Origin of the sequence: Enterococcus sp. 125944, from assembly GCF_051909435.1 — a bacterium.
Taxonomy (GTDB): Bacteria; Bacillota; Bacilli; order Lactobacillales; family Enterococcaceae; genus Enterococcus_D; species Enterococcus_D gallinarum.
This window is the reverse complement of sequence record NZ_JBQASY010000010.1, coordinates 17,989-36,959: the sequence shown is the minus strand read 5'-3', so window position 1 is coordinate 36,959 and position 18,971 is coordinate 17,989. Positions and strand designations below refer to the sequence as shown.

13 protein-coding genes are annotated in these 18,971 nt (G+C 42.5%); all 13 read left to right on the top strand.

Annotated features, from left to right (window positions below):
* The first annotated feature begins 4 nt into the window (after positions 1 to 4).
* A complete protein-coding gene (gene murD, locus ACTFWY_RS10185; RefSeq protein WP_156248154.1) occupies positions 5 to 1,381 on the top strand; it encodes a UDP-N-acetylmuramoyl-L-alanine--D-glutamate ligase in 1,377 nt (458 codons plus the stop codon).
* On the top strand, positions 1,378 to 2,472 hold the full coding sequence (gene murG, locus ACTFWY_RS10180; protein WP_439926795.1) for an undecaprenyldiphospho-muramoylpentapeptide beta-N-acetylglucosaminyltransferase: 1,095 nt from the start codon (positions 1,378 to 1,380) through the stop codon (positions 2,470 to 2,472). The genes murD and murG overlap by 4 nt, the downstream gene beginning before the upstream one ends.
* An 86-nt stretch (positions 2,473 to 2,558) precedes the next feature.
* A complete protein-coding gene (locus tag ACTFWY_RS10175; protein ID WP_156232708.1) occupies positions 2,559 to 3,509 on the top strand; it encodes a cell division protein FtsQ/DivIB in 951 nt (316 codons plus the stop codon).
* Positions 3,510 to 3,663: 154 nt separating this feature from the next.
* The gene (gene ftsA / locus ACTFWY_RS10170) at positions 3,664 to 4,980 is read left to right on the top strand and encodes a cell division protein FtsA (protein WP_003127640.1); all 1,317 of its coding nucleotides are present in this window, start codon (positions 3,664 to 3,666) and stop codon (positions 4,978 to 4,980) included.
* Between the two features lie 31 nt (positions 4,981 to 5,011).
* Positions 5,012 to 6,250, top strand: coding sequence for a cell division protein FtsZ (gene ftsZ, locus ACTFWY_RS10165; protein WP_003127641.1), 1,239 nt, complete (start codon positions 5,012 to 5,014; stop codon positions 6,248 to 6,250).
* 12 nt (positions 6,251 to 6,262) lie between these two features.
* Positions 6,263 to 6,937 carry a YggS family pyridoxal phosphate-dependent enzyme gene (locus tag ACTFWY_RS10160; RefSeq protein WP_279282483.1) on the top strand — a complete coding sequence of 225 codons (675 nt, stop codon included), beginning with the start codon at positions 6,263 to 6,265 and terminating at the stop codon, positions 6,935 to 6,937.
* Between the two features lie 13 nt (positions 6,938 to 6,950).
* Positions 6,951 to 7,565 carry a cell division protein SepF gene (locus ACTFWY_RS10155; protein WP_439926792.1) on the top strand — a complete coding sequence of 205 codons (615 nt, stop codon included), beginning with the start codon at positions 6,951 to 6,953 and terminating at the stop codon, positions 7,563 to 7,565.
* 17 nt (positions 7,566 to 7,582) lie between these two features.
* A complete protein-coding gene (locus ACTFWY_RS10150; RefSeq protein WP_029487179.1) occupies positions 7,583 to 7,855 on the top strand; it encodes a YggT family protein in 273 nt (90 codons plus the stop codon).
* An 18-nt stretch (positions 7,856 to 7,873) separates the two neighbouring features.
* On the top strand, positions 7,874 to 8,656 hold the full coding sequence (locus ACTFWY_RS10145; RefSeq protein ID WP_003127645.1) for an RNA-binding protein: 783 nt from the start codon (positions 7,874 to 7,876) through the stop codon (positions 8,654 to 8,656).
* A gap of 19 nt (positions 8,657 to 8,675) precedes the next feature.
* Positions 8,676 to 9,425: a DivIVA domain-containing protein gene (locus ACTFWY_RS10140; RefSeq protein WP_003127647.1), complete on the top strand. Its 750-nt coding sequence runs from the start codon at positions 8,676 to 8,678 to the stop codon at positions 9,423 to 9,425.
* Positions 9,426 to 9,801: 376 nt separating this feature from the next.
* Positions 9,802 to 12,597 (top strand): isoleucine--tRNA ligase, encoded by a 2,796-nt coding sequence (ileS, locus tag ACTFWY_RS10135; protein WP_156248151.1) that lies wholly within the window; start codon positions 9,802 to 9,804, stop codon positions 12,595 to 12,597.
* A 371-nt stretch (positions 12,598 to 12,968) separates the two neighbouring features.
* Positions 12,969 to 17,456, top strand: a complete 4,488-nt coding sequence (gene gltB, locus ACTFWY_RS10130) for a glutamate synthase large subunit (RefSeq protein ID WP_439926789.1) — start codon at positions 12,969 to 12,971, stop codon at positions 17,454 to 17,456.
* A 1-nt stretch (position 17,457) separates the two neighbouring features.
* The gene (locus tag ACTFWY_RS10125; RefSeq protein ID WP_439926788.1) at positions 17,458 to 18,897 is read left to right on the top strand and encodes a glutamate synthase subunit beta; all 1,440 of its coding nucleotides are present in this window, start codon (positions 17,458 to 17,460) and stop codon (positions 18,895 to 18,897) included.
* Positions 18,898 to 18,971 lie beyond the last annotated feature (74 nt).

Genomic DNA, 18,971 nt, shown 5'->3' with positions numbered 1-18,971 from the left:
TCATATGAAAAATATAAATGAATATCAAAATAAAAAAGTTCTTGTGCTAGGATTAGCAAAAAGTGGGTTCAGTGCGGCTAAATTGTTACATGATTTGGGCGCACTTGTTACTGTTAATGACGGAAAACCCTTTGCCGAAAATCCAGAAGCACAGGATCTTTTGGCGTTAGGCGTTAAAGTAATCACCGGCAGTCACCCAATTGAACTACTGGATGAGGGTTTTTCACTTGTGGTCAAAAATCCTGGGATTCCTTATGATCAGCCTATTGTCCAAAAAGCGATCGAAAAAAATATCCCAATCATTACGGAAGTAGAGTTAGCTTACAAAATTTCGGAAGCACCGATCATTGGGATCACTGGAACGAATGGAAAGACCACGACCACTACGATGATCGCTAATGTTTTAAATACGGGATTTAGTGAAGGCCGGGCATTGTTGTCTGGAAATATTGGCTTTCCAGCAAGTACCGTCGCCCAAACCGCTAGCGCTAAAGATCGCTTGATCATGGAACTTTCCAGCTTCCAATTGATGGGGATCGAAACATTACATCCCAAGATTGCGGTCATCACGAATATTTATGAAGCTCATCTAGATTATCATGGCAATCGATCCGAATACGTGCGGGCTAAATGGCGGCTGCAGCAAAATATGACAGCAGAAGATTTTCTAGTCATCAATTGGAACCAGCCAGAATTAGTCGAACTTTCTCAACAAACAAAAGCAAAAGTGATTCCATTCTCGACACAACAAAAAGTGGCTGGTGCGTATCTTTTTGAAGAGCAGTTATATTTCAAAGATGAGGCAATCATGCCTGTTTCTGAACTGGGCGTTCCCGGCAGTCACAATGTTGAAAATGCATTAGCTGCAATCGCAGTGGCAAAATTAGAAGGGATAGCAAATGAGGCTATCGTTCAAGCATTGCATACATTTAGCGGTGTACCTCACCGTACTCAGTATGTTGATACGATTGAAGGGGTTCGCTTTTTCAATGATTCGAAAGCCACAAATAGCTTGGCGACAGAGATGGCTTTAGGTGGTTTCCAAAAGGATCAGTTGATTTTGTTGGCTGGAGGATTGGATCGCGGCAACTCCTTTGATGAGCTGATTCCATCACTGCAAGATCTCAAAGCGATTGTTTTGTTCGGACAAACAAAAGAGAAACTTGCTGAAGCCGCACGTAAAGCAGGAATCAAAACGATTAAATTGACAGAAGATGTAACTACAGCTGTTCCTTTGGCTTATCAATTAAGCCAACCGGGAGATACCGTTTTATTATCACCGGCCAATGCAAGCTGGGACCAATACCCGAACTTTGAAGTACGGGGGGATAAATTTATGGCGGCAGTAGCAGAACTTAACAGAAATGAGCGAAGTGAATGAAAATACTAGTAACTGGCGGTGGAACCGGCGGGCATATCTATCCGGCATTGTCTTTTGTCGATTATGTTCGTTCCATTGATCCAACAGCTGAATTTTTATATATTGGGGCTACCCGTGGATTAGAGAACAAAATCGTTCCGCCAACCGGGATTCCTTTTAAGACGTTAGAAATACAAGGCTTTAAACGAAAACTTTCATTGGACAATGTCAAAACAGTCCAACTTTTCCTGAAAAGTTATCGTGAAGCAAAGAAAATACTCAGAGAATTTCAACCGGATGTAGTGATCGGGACAGGGGGCTATGTCTCTGGTGCTGTGGTCTACGCGGCATCAGCACTTAAGATCCCAACGATCATCCATGAACAAAATAGTGTTCCTGGAATCACTAATAAATTTTTGACCAGATATGTGGACAAGATTGCTATTGCTTTTCAGGATGCAGCGCACTATTTTCCGGATAAGAAGACGGTCTTGGTGGGGAATCCCCGCGGGCAAGAAGTAAAAAAAAGTCAGAAGTCTGCGATCCTTGCTTCCTATGACCTTGACCCTAAGAAAAAAACTGTTTTAGTCTTTGGCGGCAGTCAAGGAGCACTGAAAATCAATCAAGCGATTATCGAAGCAATTCCGCTTTTTGCAAAGAAAGATTATCAACTGTTATATGCTTCTGGTGACCGTTATTACCAAGAAATCGAAGAGAAGATCGGTATGTCGAAAGATGCCTTTCCAAATATCAGCATTCGCCCCTACATCGATCAAATGGCAGAAGTCATGGCGAATAGTGACTTGTTGATCGGACGAGCTGGCGCTACATCGATCGCTGAATTTACTGCATTGGGATTACCAGCGATTTTGATTCCTAGTCCTTATGTGACGAATGATCATCAAACAAAAAATGCGCAAAGCTTAGTCAATGCTGGGGCAGTCAAGATGATTGCGGACAATGAGTTGAACAGTCAAAATCTAATTGAGTGTGTCGATGCGATCATGAGTGATGAAAACGTACGGATGGAAATGGCAAAGGCGTCGAAAGAGCAAGGAATCAGTGATGCATCTGAGCGACTATTTCGACTTGTGCAAGAGGTAATCAAATAGTACAATGTGTTGGATAGAAAGGAGAGATTGTCATCAGTAAAGATAAGAAATCTCATGATAATCAAACCACCCCCACGACAGAAGAATTGACCCCTTGGCAGAAAGAAAATCTGCGTTATCAAAAAGAAAAAGGCGATCAACCTGTATGGTCACCCTCTGTCATTTCCGGGATTCACTCAGATGAAGAACAATCAGAAGACCAAACAGAAGAAAATCACGAAGAAGGCGCAGAGACTGAAGATTCAGAACAAGCTCCCCGCTCTTTTGCTGATCGATTGCCCAATTTAAAAAAATACCGTAATCGAGTATTGTTGCGCCGATTGCTGTTGATTATTGGTGTTTTGCTGATCCCGTTGTTATTTATTCTGTATTACGTCTCCCCGTTGAGTAAGTTAGCGGATGTTAAAGTCGTGGGCAATGATCAAGTGTCCGCCCAATCAATTATCGAACATTCGGAATTAACGACTGGAGAAGAAATATGGCCGCAGTATTTTGACCGCGAACAAACGGAACAAGCCATCAAAAAAGCGTTGCCTCGTGTCAAAAATGTTCAAGTGACAATCACTTCTTTAAACCAGTTCAAGATTCGGGTATCGGAGTACCAAGAGGTGGCATTGCTAGCAAGCGATAATCATTATTCACCTATTCTTGAAAGTGGTGTCGTGATCAATGAACCGAGTGACCAGCCTCTGGAAGGACTACCTATTTTAGAGAGCTTTTCGGATCAGTCAAAAATCAAAGAAGTACTGACTGCTTATCAGAAGCTCAGTCAAGAGATTCGTGAAGGAATTTCTCAAATCAAGTACACGCCTCGGGACAGTAATGACGAGTTGTTAACGATCTATATGAATGATGGTAACCAAGTGATTGTGAACATTTCAAATATGGCTAGTCAAATGCAGTATTATCCGCAAATCGCAAAAGATTTGAAAGAAGACAGTATCATCGATATGGAAGTGGGCATCTTTACCTATCCGATTTCCAATACAAAAGACAGTGACTCGGCAACAGAACAATCGACCGAAGGGGATTCTTAGGAAAAATTCAAGAGTTTTTTTCATTAACTTGTTTCTAAAAATCGCTATTATATGGTAGAATTGGTAACAGTGAACAAATTATTCTAATTAGATATAAATACGAACTTTTCAAGGTTCGCGATATATGCAAATTAAGTAGGAGGGAACCCCATCCATGGCAAAAACGGGAATGTATGTTGGCCTCGATATTGGTACGACATCTGTGAAAGTTGTTGTAGCTGAATACGTTGATAGCCAAATGAACATTATTGGTGTAGGAAATGCAAAATCAGAAGGAATCAACCGCGGAATCATTGTAGACATTGACAAGACGGTTCAAGCCATCCAAAGAGCAGTAAGACAAGCAGAAGAAAAAGCGGGTATCCAAATTCGCAGTGTGAGCGTGGGTGTGCCAGCCAATCTGTTAGAGGTTGAAAATTGCCAAGGGATGATTGCTGTCAACAGCGAATCAAAAGAAATCACAGATGACGACGTGCGTAACGTAGCATCAGCAGCGCTCGTTCGATCTACACCTCCTGAAAGACAGATCATTGCCATTTTACCGCAAGAGTTTACTGTGGATGGCTTTGAAGGGATCAAAGATCCTCGCGGAATGATCGGTGTCCGCTTGGAGATGTTTGGGGTAGTTTATACAGGCCCTAAAACGATTTTGCACAATATTCGCAAATGTGTTGAAAAGTCCGGCTTGATTGTCAACGAACTTGTAATCACACCACTAGCTTTGACTGAATCGATTTTATCAGATGGCGAAAAAGATTTTGGTACGATCGTGATTGATATTGGTGGCGGTCAAACAACGACTTCGGTAATGCATGACAAACAGTTGAAATTCACCCATGTCAATCAAGAAGGTGGAGAATTTGTAACAAAAGACATCTCTACTGTGTTGAATACTTCTTTCAATAATGCAGAAGCGCTAAAAATCAATTATGGTGATGCTTATCCTGAACGTACATCGGCAAGCGAAGAATTCCCAGTGGACGTCATTGGTAAATCTGAACCTGTCAAAATCGATGAACGGTATCTTGCTGAAATCATCGAAGCACGGATGGAGCAAATCTTTAATAAATCAAAAGATGTCTTGAATGAAATCGATGCGTTTGAATTACCAGGCGGAATTATTTTGACTGGCGGAGCTGCTAGCTTACCTGGCGTTGTCGATTTAGCACAGGAAGTCTTCGAAACCAATGTGAAATTATACGTGCCAAACCATATGGGATTGAGAAATCCGGTTTTCACTAATGTGATCAGTATCGTTGATTATTCTGCTAATTTAAGTGAAGTTTATCAGCTTGCTAAAAGCGCGATCACGGGTGAACGTACGACGCAACAACCTGTTGCTGTTCAACAAGAGATTTCTTATGAGCAGTACGAGGCTCCAGAAGAAACTTATGAAGAACCAGAAGAAGAGAAGAAAGGCGAATCGATCACGAATCGTGTCAAAGATTTCTTCTCAAATATCTTTGAATAATCTAAAACGATACTCAGGAGGAAGATAAACTATGGAATTTTCAATTGATAACAATATCAATGATGGCGCTGTAATCAAAGTTATCGGTGTCGGCGGCGGCGGCGGCAATGCTGTCAACCGTATGATCGAAGAAAACGTTAAAGGTGTCGAATTTATCGCTGCCAATACAGATGTGCAAGCATTGAAAAATTCAAAAGCTGAAACAGTGATCCAATTAGGCCCTAAATATACTCGCGGTCTAGGTGCTGGCTCTCAACCTGAAGTTGGAGAAAAAGCAGCAGAAGAAAGTGAAGACGCAATTCGTGATTCCTTGCAAGGCGCTGATATGATCTTTATCACTGCCGGCATGGGTGGAGGTACCGGAACTGGGGCAGCTCCGATTGTTGCAAAACTTGCCAAAGAAATCGGCGCATTGACAGTCGGCGTAGTAACTCGTCCATTCACATTTGAAGGACCAAAACGCGGCCGTTTCGCAGCTGAAGGAATTGCAAAACTAAAAGAAAACGTCGATACATTATTGATCATCTCCAACAACCGTTTATTGGAAGTTGTTGACAAGAAGACACCAATGCTGGAAGCATTCCGTGAAGCAGACAATGTATTGCGTCAAGGGGTACAAGGAATCTCTGATCTGATTACTGCACCAGGCTATGTCAACTTGGACTTTGCTGACGTGAAAACAGTAATGGAAAATCAAGGAACAGCATTGATGGGTATTGGTGTTGCTAGCGGCGAAGAACGTGTCATCGAAGCAACGAAAAAGGCGATCTCTTCTCCATTGCTAGAAACATCTATCGATGGTGCAGAACAAGTCTTACTGAACATCACTGGCGGATTAGACATGACTTTATTTGAAGCACAAGATGCTTCTGATATCGTAGCAAGTGCTGCAACAGGCGACGTAAACATTATTCTAGGAACTTCAATCAATGAAGACTTAGGAGATGAAATCCGCGTGACTGTGATTGCAACAGGTATTGATCCTTCAAAAAAGGAACGCTCTTCTCGTACAAGCAGACAAAGTCAAATCCATTCAATTCCACAAAAACCAACGTTAGATATGGATCAGGCGAAACCTTCACACGTAGAAGATGATCATGGCTTTGGTGATTGGGATATTCGTAAAGAACAAAACGTTCGTCCTAAAGTAGAAGAAAGCCAATTTGAGAATGTTGAAAAAAAAGAATTTGATACATTCAATAGAGATGAAGTAAAAACAAATGACGACGATGAATTAAGTACACCACCATTCTTCCGTCGCAAACGCTAGGAGGCAGAGCACATGATTTCTGAGAACTTGCACAAGATCCAGCAAGAGATCCAGGATTCTTGTGCTCTTGTTTCTAGAAAAGCAAGTGAGGTTCGTCTGGTTGCTGTGACAAAATCTGTCGATAGTGAAAAAACACGGAAGATCATCGAAGCCGGTGTCACTGACTGTGCGGAAAACCGAGTAGAAAAACTCCTGGAAAAAAAGCAGCAACTAGCAGATTTTCCAGAAGTAAACTGGCATTTTATTGGTAATTTGCAACGCAGAAAGGTAAAATCAATTATAAATGAAGTTGATTATTTCCATGCGTTAGATTCGCTGAAATTGGCGCAAGAAATTCAAAAACGAGCAGCAAAAACGATTGCTTGTTTTGTAGAAGTCAATATTTCAGGTGAAGCAAGTAAACAAGGAATTGCACCAGACGACGTTGTTTCATTTATTGAAGAGTTGCAGCTCTTTGATAAAATCAATGTCATCGGCTTGATGACCATGGCACCACTTGCTTCTTCAGAAGCAGAGCAGCTCCATTATTTTCATCAGTTGAAAGAATTACAAGAAAAAATCGCAGCGCTGCACTTGGCACATGCTCCATGTACAGAAACAAGTATGGGAATGAGTAATGATTTTGCCGTTGCGATCCAAGCGGGTGCGACAGTTGTTCGCATCGGCACCGCATTATTTCAGGAGTAAAGGAGGTTGACATATGTCTTTAAAAGAGAAATTGACCAATTTTTTTGGATTGACAGATGAAGAAGATTATTACGAAGAAAGCGTGGTAGCTCAAGAATCTGTGCGATCCCCGCAAAATATCGCCGTCAATCAAGGTAGTTCTTATGTTGCATCACGCACGACTCGTGCTGAAAATCCAACGAATACATTTTCACGAAGCCATATGCCATCACAGCAAGCGCAAGCGCAGCGTTCAACAGCATCAAGTGCGTCCTTTGAAAGACAACAACGCCCTGTCCAAAAGACAGAGGAAAAGGTCGTTTCTTTGGCCCAACAACGCAGTAATCCCAAAACAAAAGAAATAAAGTCCAAGGCTGCAGGCAAGATTACTATCGTAGAACCAAGAGTTTATTCAGAAGCGATGGGAATCGCGAAACAAGTGATCAATGGCGATGCAGTACTTGTTAATTTTCATTTAATTGAGGAGTACCAAGCACGGCGAATAGTTGATTTTTTGACGGGAACAGTGTACGCTGAAGATGGCGATATCAAGCGTGTTGGAGATGAAATCTTCTTATGTACGCCAAAAGGAATGGAGATCGAGGGAACTGCTCAAACATTAGCAGATAGTAATTTCTTCGATATCTGAGTCAAGGAGGAAAGCATATTTTAGTCTTTAGGTTATTAAATCTATTCAGTGATGCAGTATATCTCTATACAGTATTATTAGTGATCTATGCCTTGCTTTCTTGGTTTCCGGGAGGATACCAATCAGCATTTGGACGTTTCTTAGCAAAAATCTGTGAACCATATCTAGGTTTGTTTGATCGTCTAAATCTGAGTTTCGCTGGCATCGACTTTACGATTGCATTTGCCATTATCGTTCTGCAGCTAGCAACGCAAGGTCTGTTCGTTCTTCTACAAGCAATCTTATTCTAACGTAAGGGGTGAATATCGGTGAACGCAAATGTCTATCAGCATTTTCGAAGCGATGAGCACCCTTTTATTGATTCTGCGCAAGGCTGGATCGAACAAGTGCAGATGCAATACGCACCCTATTTAACAGATTTTCTTGATCCGCGGCAAGCCTATATTTTAGAAAGTCTGATTCGGCAATCAACCGATTTGAGTTTTCAATTTTTTGGCGGATATGAAGCTGCTGAAAGAAGACGGTGCCTGATCTACCCAGACTATTACCAACCAGCAAGTGAAGAATTTGATTTGGTATTATTCACCATTATCTATCCAAAAAAATTCACGGTTTTAAGTCATGGGAAGGTTTTAGGAACGTTAATGGGCACAGGGGTCAAAAGGGAATACTTTGGTGACATCATTTCTGATGGGGAAAATTGGCAAGTATTTGTGGCAAGCGAAATCAGTCATTTTGTCCAAACACAGGTCGATAAAATCGGGAATGTCTCAGTTCGCCTCGAAGAAACGAAGTACACGGAATTGATCGTACCAAAAGACGGCTGGAGCGAAGAACGAGAAACGGTCAGCTCTCTCCGTTTGGATACTGTCATTTCTGCTGTCTATAATATTTCGCGCCAGCGTTCCAAACAACTCATCGAGTCTGGCAAAGTGAAAGTCAATTGGACAGAAACATTACGTCCGGATTTTATGTTGGATCTACTGGATATCGTATCAATCAGAGGATTTGGGCGTATCCAGATTCAGGGGTTAGAAGGCACGACAAAAAAAGAAAAAGTTAGATTGTTATTAGGTGTATTACGTAAATAAAACAAAGAGGTGTAAACTTATGGCATTAACTCCATTAGATATTCAAAACAAAAGCTTTTCAGTAAAAATGCGCGGTTACAATCAGGATGAAGTCGATGACTTCTTAGATATGATCGTTCGTGATTATGAAGAAGCTGTTCAAAAGAACCGTGAACTAGAAAAATCATTGAAGCATGCAGAAGAAAAACTTGAGTATTTCAATGAATTGAAAGATGCATTGAACCAATCGATTATCGTGGCTCAAGATACCGCAGACAAAGTAAAAACGAGCGCAAGCAAAGAATCTGAAGTGATCGTTACTTCTGCTCAAAACCGTGCAGATGAATTAGTAACGAATGCCGAAAAACGTGCTCATGCATTGACAACAGCTGCAGAAGAAAAAGCCAAAGAAATTCTGACGGATGCAACCAATAATGCGCGTCAATTGGCAACTGAAACCAATGATTTGAAGAAGAAAACGCGCGTTTTCCACAACAATCTTTTGGTTATGCTGCAAACACAATTAGAGCAAGTAAAAAGTCCAGAATGGGAAGAAATTTTGGCGCCATTTTCTAGCTATGTAAAAGATTCTCATCAAGTAATCAAAGAAGTTTTATCAAAAGAACTTGACAGCGAAAATGATTCTGAAGTAAACTCAGAAGCAGTGGAGAGTCCAGTAGAAATCGTGGAATCCAGTGAGAAAGAAATTGATGTAGAAGAAAATCCAGAAGTGAAAACATTGGATGATGCACGTCAATTACTAGATGAATTAAATAAAACAAATGACTAATATACAGAACAGAAAAATTTCTTATACTTTTAAAGCGAGTCTGGGAGAGTGGAAGCCGGATAAAACCCTGTAAGAAATTAGATCATCTGTTAGTCTTGGTCTTGAACAGTGGTAGAGTCCAACGTTTGATCTCGTTACCGATCAACAAAGAATTGTCACTGACAATAAAATTTGGGTGGTACCACGAACACGTTCGTCCCTTTCCGGGATGGATGTGTTTTTTTTTATAGCTTCATAGCCTATGGGCTTATTAGAAGGATTTGGTCGATTCAATGAGTGAATTCACTGAAATTGAGGCAGGATAGACAAAATTGTTTGATCGACATGTGCTTGCACATGCCATAATCATGAGTAATCAGTAAAAGGAGCGAATACAATGAAGATGAAAGAAACATTGCATCTGGGAAAAACGGCTTTTCCGATGCGGGGAAATTTGCCTAATCGCGAAATCGAATGGCAAAAAGATTGGGAAGAACAAAATATCTATCAACAAAGACAAGCACTGAACGAAGGGAAACCAACATTTGTCTTACATGATGGCCCTCCCTATGCGAATGGCAATATCCACATTGGTCATGCATTAAACAAAATCAGTAAAGACATTATTGTACGTTCTAAATCAATGTCAGGATTCCGCTCACCTTATGTACCAGGTTGGGATACGCATGGATTGCCGATCGAACAAGTGCTGACAAACAAGGGCATCAAACGCAAAGAAATGACACTTGCGGAATATCGCAAAAAATGCGAAGAGTATGCTTTGACACAAGTAGATACCCAACGTGAGGACTTTAAACGTTTAGGAATCTCAGGTGATTGGGATCATCCTTACATCACTTTGACACCTGATTACGAAGCTGCTGAAATCCGCGTATTCGGAAAGATGGCAGAAAAAGGCTACATCTATAAAGGATTAAAGCCAATCTACTGGTCACCATCCAGCGAGTCTTCATTGGCAGAAGCAGAGATCGAATACAAAGATGTCAAATCACCTTCGATCTATGTCGCTTTTCCTGTAGCAGATGGAAAAGGAATCCTTGATGAAGATACATCTTTCGTTATTTGGACGACGACACCTTGGACATTACCAGCAAACTTAGGAATTTCAGTAAACCCAACGTTTACTTATGTTCAAATCATGGCAGATGGCCGTAAATTTGTGATCGCCAAAGATTTGTTGGAGACTGTTCAAGCAGCTATTGGATGGGAAAGTGTTGAAATCTTGCAAGAAATTGCTGGAGAAAAACTAGAATACATGACTGGCCAGCATCCTTTCTATGATCGGACTTCATTGGTGATGCTAGGTGACCATGTCACGCTGGAAGCAGGTACTGGATTGGTTCATACTGCTCCTGGGCACGGGGAAGACGACTACATCGTAAGCAAAAAATACAAATTAGATGTCCTATCTCCTGTCGATAGTCGTGGGATGTTTACGGAAGAAGCACCAGGATTTGAAGGAATCTTCTATGATAAAGCGAACCCAATGATCACCGATTTGTTAGCAGAAAAAGGTGCATTATTGAAACTTGATTTCTTTGTCCATAGTTATCCTCATGATTGGCGGACCAAGAAACCTGTTATCTATCGGGCAACACCACAATGGTTTGCTTCAATCGATCAATTCCGTCAAAACATCCTTGATGAAATCGAGAAAGTGGACTGGATCATTCCTTGGGGCAAAACACGCTTGTACAACATGATTCGTGATCGAGGCGATTGGGTCATCTCACGTCAACGTGCCTGGGGGGTACCACTGCCGATTTTCTACGCCGAAAACGGCGAAGCAATTATTACGCCAGAAACGATCGAACATGTTGCAACGCTATTTGAACAACACGGATCAAATATCTGGTTTGAAAAAGAAGCCGAAGAATTATTGCCTGCAGGCTTTACGCATCCGGGTTCACCAAATGGCAAATTCTCTAAAGAAACAGATATCATGGATGTTTGGTTTGATTCTGGTTCTTCTCATGAAGCAGTCTTGCGTCAACGTCCAGAGTTGACTTTCCCAGCTGACATGTATTTGGAAGGTTCAGATCAATACCGTGGATGGTTTAACTCAAGTATCACCACAAGTGTGGCGATCAATGGGGAAGCACCTTACAAATCAGTCTTGTCTCAAGGGTTTACCTTGGATGGTGAAGGCCGGAAGATGAGTAAATCTCTTGGAAATACCATTGCTCCAGAGAAAGTAATTAAACAAATGGGTGCCGATATCCTTCGCCTATGGGTTAGCAGTGTAGATTATGAAGCAGATGTCCGAGTTTCAATGGATATTTTGAATCAAGTCTCCGAGGTTTACCGTAAGATCCGTAATACAATGCGTTTCTTATTAGCCAATACGGCTGATTTCGATCCAAAAACGGATATGGTTTCTTATGAAAACTTACGCTCTGTAGACAAATACATGCTGGTTCGATTAAACGAAACGATCAAAACCATTCGTGAAGATGGGTATGAGAAATACAATTTCTTGCATATTTATAAGACGATCATCAATTTCTTGACTGGCGATCTTTCTGCTTTCTATTTAGACTTTGCGAAAGATGTTGTTTATATCGAAGCGGAAAATGATCCACAACGGCGAGCAATGCAAACTGTCTTTTACCAAACGGCAGTGGCTTTGACAAAATTGTTGACGCCAATCATTCCTCACACAGCCGAAGAAATCTGGTCTCACTTAAAAGAAGAGGAAGCCTATGTTCAACTAGCTGAATTGCCAAGTTATGAATCATTTGCGAATCAAGCTGAGTTGCTTGATATGTGGACGGCATTTCTTTCATTCCGTGACAATGTCCTGAAAGCACTAGAAGAAGCACGGAATGAAAAACTGATTGGTAAGTCATTGGAAGCAAAAGTGACCATCTATCCATCACAACCGCTGGCAGACCTATTAACGGCTGTTGATGCTGATTTGGCCCAATTATTGATCATTTCACCAGACTTCTTCGAAATCAAAGAGGCAGGAAGTGCCGCTCCAGAAGCAGCGCTACAATTTGAAGATGGTGCAATCTTGATCGAAAAAGCCGATGGTGAAGTTTGCGACCGTTGTCGGCAAGTGCGGACAGATGTCGGAGTGGATGAGAAACTGCCAACACTTTGCGGGCGTTGTGCTCATTTGGTGGAAGAATATTATCCAGAAGCCGTTGCTGAAGGCTTTGAGAAATAAAAATTAGCTGAGAAATAAAGGTAAACCAAAAATTATCAGTGTGCCGTTGGACGATCTAAGTAGATCGTCCGATGGCACACGTTTTTTGTGATCATTTCATTGTGCTGACTTAGTTATCAGCTTTTGTGTCTTTTTCATCGTTTTCTCCTAGCAATAGCAACTAGACGACAGCAACTGATGATAAGAAGCATAGAAGTGATAAAAATGCAGCGCTAGGCAATCGTGCTCGCTTTGTCCCAATCGGTTTTACCCGTTCAGCGTTTTTGAGAGGAAGCTAGACAAACTTGCAGAAAAAGATTGCAAGATTTACATAGAAAAGGTAAACTGTTAAAAATTGGAATATTCAGAATATTTAAAGAAAGGATGAGGGGATGAGGGAAAAAGAGACATTAATGTATGATCCTCGTTTTGAAAGTGATGCTTGTGGCATGGGCTTTATCGTACAAAAAGATGGATTATACTCGAGAAAACTGATTGAAAATGCGTTGACGATGTTAGAACGAATGAATCATCGTGGCGGAACAGGAGCCGAACCAGATACAGGGGATGGTGCTGGTGTGTTGATGGCATTACCTGATCCTTTTTTTCAAGCAATTGCTTTAGCGGCAGAGATTGTTTTACCGCCGAAAGGTCACTATGCAGTAGGCATGTTTTTTTTGCCGCAAGAACGAGAATCCGCAGTCAAATTAAGAAAGGCCGTTGCTCAGGATATTCAGCAAATGGGATTTCGGGTGTTGTGGCAGCGGGAAGTTCCCTATGACTATTCGCAATGTGGTCCAGGAGCACAAAAAGTGATGCCTAGTTTTTGTCAATTCTTTATTGAAAAACCTCTCGATGTGACAGTCGGCAGAGATTTTGAGGACCGTTTGTATCATTTGCGGCGACAATTAGAAAAAAACTATGCAGCCAAGGAACTAGCCATCTGCAGTCTTTCTAGCCAAACAATCGTCTATAAAGGCATGTTACATGCTTATCAGGTCGGACTGTTTTATAGGGACTTACAAGATCCGCGTATGACTTCCAGTATCGCATTGACTCATTCTCGTTTTTCAACCAATACTTTTCCTAGCTGGAATCGCGCGCAGCCTTTTCGTTTTTTAGCCCATAATGGGGAAATCAATACGTTAAGAGGAGCCGAAAATTGGATGCATAGTCATCAAATCGAAGTCTATGATGAGGAAAATTCGGACTCCGCAAAACTTGAGAATTGCATGGAATTCTTGTATCGCCAAGGGAGAGATTTACCTCAGGCGCTTTTGATGATGGTACCTGAAGCCTGGTCGAAAGAAGCCGGTTTGCAAGAAGAACTAGTTGCTTTTCATGAGTACAATGCTAGTTTTATGGCACCATGGGATGGACCGGCAGCGCTTTGTTTTACGGATGGTGAGCTGGTGGGTGCTGCTTTGGATCGCAATGGGTTGCGGCCTTCCCGCTATTCAATTACGAGGGATGGCTTAGTTGTCGTAGCATCCGAATCAGGGGTGGTTGATCTACCCGCAGCAGAGGTAATTGAAAAAGGGGTTTTAGGTCCAGCCAATATGTTTTTGGTCGATACCAAAAATGGCTTGATTTTGAGAAATAAAGAGATCAAAGAAAAATACGCGCAAGCTCATCCTTATCGCGAATGGTTGACAGAAAATTTGTTAACGATGGATGACTTACCAGAACCCCCTTTTTCTGATGGATTATCGACAGAGACACTACAGCGGTTATGGAAACTTCACGGGTACACCGACGAAGTCATCCGGACACTGCTGATCCCTATGGCTCAAACAGGAGAGGAACCGGTTATCTCCATGGGATTTGATTCACCATTAGCAATCTTAAGTGAACGTCCCCAGTCGCTTTTTACGTACTTTAAGCAACAATTCGCACAGGTAACGAATCCACCAATTGACGCGATTCGCGAAAAGCTAGTGATCGGTACAGAATTATTTCTGGGACGAGATGGCGATGTTACAAAAGATCTTAGCCAAAATTGCCATAAATTAAAAATCGCTAGTCCGATTTTAGCCACAAGCGAGTATCTGAAGATCAAACATCTAAATCAGAAACAACAATCGGCGGCAGTCCTCTCTACTCTTTATTCTGTTACTGGCAATGAGCAACAAACACTGCACCAAGCATTGGATACTCTTTTTAAAGAAAGTGAAGCCAAAATTGATCAAGGGGCTACGATTCTCGTGTTAAGTGATCGCGAACCTATTGCACCACAACTAGGTAAGATGGCAATTCCTGTCTTGTTGGCTGTTTCGGGTTTGCATAATTACTTGGTGCGAAAAGGAAAGCGAGCGCTTGCCTCACTCATTGTTGACACGGCTGAAGTCTGCGAAGTTCATCACTATGCTATGTTAGTTGGCTACGGTGCCAGTGGGATTCATCCTTACGGGGCTTACGAAACGCTGCATTATTATGACATGAGTGATCATGTCGAAAATTATCGACAGGCCTGTGAGAAGGGACTCATAAAGATTATGTCTCGTATGGGAATTTCAACTATTGCCGGTTATCATGGTGCTCAGCTCTTTGAAGCTGTCGGTATCTCACCACAAGTCACTGAGGTTTATTTTACGGGAACTGTTTCTCGGATTGGCGGCCTGTCGTTGAAACAAATCGAACAAGAGTATTTTGAGCGATACGAAGCTGCCTATGGTGAAAAACAACAGGATTATCTAGATTCGGGAGGCAGCTTTCAGTTTAAAGCAGAAGGTGAGCATCACCTTTTTAATCCAAAAACCATCTATCACTTTCAAAAAGCGGTGCGCACAGGAGATTATCAGTTGTACAAGGAGTATGCAGCTGTCATGAATCAAGAGGCTTTAAGCACACCCACGACACTTCGTTCACTATGGGAGTTCACACCTTCGCGTCAGCCAATTCCATTGGAGGAAGTAGAGCCTGCTGTCCAAATCGTCAAACGATTCAAAGTAGGAGCAATGTCTTATGGATCGCTAAGTGAGGAAGCTCATAAATGTATTGCTGAGGCAATGAATGCCATCGGAGCTAAATCAAATAGTGGAGAAGGCGGGGAACATCGCGAGCGTTTCAAAGCTGTCAACGGCAAAAATTACAATAGTCGGATCAAGCAAGTTGCTTCTGGACGTTTTGGAGTTAATGCGGAGTATTTAATGAGTGCCGATGAGTTGCAGATCAAGATGGCTCAAGGAGCGAAGCCAGGTGAAGGCGGTCAACTGCCTGGAAATAAAGTTTTCCCTTGGGTCGCTGAGATTCGCGGATCAACCCCTGGGGTTCGCTTGATTTCACCACCTCCTCATCACGATATTTATTCGATTGAAGATTTGGCACAATTGATCCATGATTTAAAGACCATCAACCCTTATGCGCGAATCAATGTGAAGCTGGTTGCCAGTACGGGTGTTGGAACGATTGCAACCGGTGTTGTCAAGGCAGGTGCTGATGTTGTTGTAATATCAGGCTATGATGGCGGTACCGGAGCTTCTCCCCGCAATTCCATCAGAGATGCGGGCTTGCCTTGGGAAATGGGGTTAGCAGAAGCTCATCAAACATTGGCACTCAATCATCTTCGTCAGCGGATGACCTTAGAAACGGATGGTAAATTGATGACGGGAAGGGATATTGCGATTGCGGCACTTTTAGGTGCTGAAGAGTACAGTTTTGCTTCATTGGCCCTTGTTGCGATCGGCTGTGTGATGATGAGAGTCTGCAGTCTGAATACTTGTCCCGTGGGTATTGCCACCCAAAATCCAGCTTTACGAAAGTTTTTTGCTGGTAAACCGGAACATATTATTCATACTATGTTTTTCTTAGCAGAAGACCTCAGAGAAATCATGGCAGAACTGGGTTTTCGTACCATTGATGAGATGGTGGGGCACACAGAAGTCTTGGTACCTCGTTTCATTGCCAAAGGGAAAGCAAAATCATTGGATTTCGCTCGCATCTTGGGTACGACACTTCCGATTGCACGTAAAGTGACGGATCCTTTTTTGGAGAAACGACAATGGCCAGAATTGGATAGTTTTGCCAAAGCAGCAATTGAAAAACAACATCCTGTTGCTATCAGTCAACCGATCAACAATATTCAACGTTCTGTTGGTGCCCGCATAGGGGGATGGATTGCAGAACGCTTTGGGAACTATGAACTTCCTCCAGGATTGCTGCAATTCAATTATCAAGGAATTGCGGGTCAAAGTTTTGGTGCCTTTGCAACGCAAGGACTTGAGCTGAGATTGGTTGGAGAAGCCAATGATTACGTAGCCAAAGGATTGAGTGGTGGCCGTTTGATCATTGTACCGCCAGCAGATGCTAGTTATGATATTGAACAGTCGCCCATTGTAGGTAATGTGGCTTGCTTTGGGGCAAATCGAGGAGAAGGATATTTCAGAGGTCTGGCAGGAGAACGTTTCTGTGTTCGAAATAGCGGAGCCAAAGTGGTTGTAGAAGGAATCGGCGATCATGGCTGCGAGTATATGACTGGAGGTGTCGCTGTTATTCTAGGCAAGACGGGCCGCAATTTTGCTGCTGGCATGTCTGGAGGTGTCGCCTATGTGTACGATCCGGAGCAAGCGTTTGCTGCTCAATGCAATTTAGAAATGGTGGAATTGTTTAAGGTAGATGAGAGCGGGGATGATGCGGTATTGAAAGAATTGATCGAGAACCATTTTGCCTATACAGATTCCTTAAAAGCAGCCGAGATTCTAAGCGATTGGCTCTATCATAAGCAGTTGTTCATCAAAGTTTATCCTAAGGAATATCATCAAATGGTGGAAGCGACTCATCAATTGGCGCAACAAGGTCTCTCAGGAGATGAACTGATCGCTAAAGCTTTTGAGTCAGTTGTCGGTCCTCAGATGACGATCCCAGGAAAGGAGCATGACTAGTATGGCAGATCCTTTTGGTTTCTTAAAATACCCTCGAAAAGAAAATCCGTATCGTCCGGTAGCAGAGCGGATCACTGATTGGCAAGAACTGCAAGAACCATTGCCAGCAAGTGAGCGGCAAGAACAAGCAGCAAGATGTATGAATTGTGGCATTCCTTTTTGTCATACCGGTTCTTTCTATGGTGGGCAACGGACAGTATCTGGATGCCCCAACGATAATTTGATTCCTGAATGGAATGATCTTGTTTATCAAGGCAGGTTTCAAGCGGCTTTTGAACGGTTAGCGAAAACGAATCCATTACCTGAAATGACCGGACGGGTTTGTCCAGCTCCTTGTGAGAAAGGCTGCACGGAGGCACTAAATGGGAGCGGGGTCACGATTCATGACAATGAGCGTTTCATTATCGACACTGCATTTGAGAATGATTGGGTCCGAGCATCGGGAGAACCGCAAGCAGCAACTGGTTTCAAAATCGCCATCATTGGCAGTGGACCAGCTGGTCTATCCGCTGCTTGGCGCTTGAATCAGTTAGGTCATCAAGTGACGGTTTATGAACGCAGTGATCGTTGCGGGGGGTTGCTGATGTATGGTATCCCTAATATGAAACTAGATAAAACAGTGGTTCAGCGCAGAATCGATTTGATGGCAGAACTAGGCGTGACGTTCCTAACGAATGTCGAAGTCGGCCGCGACATTTCTGCTGAAGAATTAGAAGCTGCTTATGATCGTGTTATTATTTCTACTGGCGCCAGTGTTCCGCGGGATTTAAAGATCCCAGGAAGGTCTTTGACTGGGATTCAGTTTGCTGTTGATTATTTGACAGCAGCAACCAAAGAGGTATTGAACCATGGAAAAGCTGCGAATGAATCCTTGGCAGGCAAACACGTAGTCGTGATCGGCGGCGGAGATACCGGAAATGATTGCTTAGGGACTGCGATGCGCCAAGGGGCTGCTTCTGTTCGTCAGTTGGAAATCACGCCACAGCTTCCACCACAACGTTTAGCTGAAAATCCATGGCCTGAATACCCAATGACAGCTAAAATCGGGTATGGTCAGGAAGAAGTTGCTGCGGTTCTACAGGAACATACGTATCACAGCATTTCGACGACTGCTTTTGTAGGAGCGGAACGGGGACAGGTGATTGGGATCGAAACAGTCAAAGTAGATGAGAATTTTCAGCCAATCTCTGGTACAGAGCAAGTGATGAAAGCTGATTTAGTTTTGTTGGCAATGGGCTTCTTAGGTCCAGAAACACACTTGTTAGACACCTTCAATGTCCGTGAAATCTATGATGATTATACAACCAATAATGAACGGGTTTTGGTAGCTGGTGATGCAAAAAGAGGTCCTAGCTTAGTGATTTGGGCAATTCGAGAGGGGCGGCTCGCTGCGGAGAAAGTCGATCAATCGATGAGGGCCTTGATTTATCAACAAATTTAGCAAAAACAACGGGAAAAATGCGACAGATAAGACAAATAAACCGAAGGCTATCTCTGAAAAGCGATGCGCAATCT

What these genes read in the sequence shown, in the direction of transcription:
- murD (WP_156248154.1), top strand. Translation starts at nt 5, where the DNA reads ATGAAAAATATAAATGAATATCAAAATAAAAAAGTTCTTGTGCTAGGA.
- murG (WP_439926795.1), top strand. Translation starts at nt 1,378, where the DNA reads ATGAAAATACTAGTAACTGGCGGTGGAACCGGCGGGCATATCTATCCG.
- ftsA (WP_003127640.1), top strand. Translation starts at nt 3,664, where the DNA reads ATGGCAAAAACGGGAATGTATGTTGGCCTCGATATTGGTACGACATCT.
- ftsZ (WP_003127641.1), top strand. Translation starts at nt 5,012, where the DNA reads ATGGAATTTTCAATTGATAACAATATCAATGATGGCGCTGTAATCAAA.
- ACTFWY_RS10160 (WP_279282483.1), top strand. Translation starts at nt 6,263, where the DNA reads ATGATTTCTGAGAACTTGCACAAGATCCAGCAAGAGATCCAGGATTCT.
- ACTFWY_RS10155 (WP_439926792.1), top strand. Translation starts at nt 6,951, where the DNA reads ATGTCTTTAAAAGAGAAATTGACCAATTTTTTTGGATTGACAGATGAA.
- ACTFWY_RS10140 (WP_003127647.1), top strand. Translation starts at nt 8,676, where the DNA reads ATGGCATTAACTCCATTAGATATTCAAAACAAAAGCTTTTCAGTAAAA.
- ileS (WP_156248151.1), top strand. Translation starts at nt 9,802, where the DNA reads ATGAAGATGAAAGAAACATTGCATCTGGGAAAAACGGCTTTTCCGATG.
- gltB (WP_439926789.1), top strand. Translation starts at nt 12,969, where the DNA reads ATGAGGGAAAAAGAGACATTAATGTATGATCCTCGTTTTGAAAGTGAT.
- ACTFWY_RS10125 (WP_439926788.1), top strand. Translation starts at nt 17,458, where the DNA reads ATGGCAGATCCTTTTGGTTTCTTAAAATACCCTCGAAAAGAAAATCCG.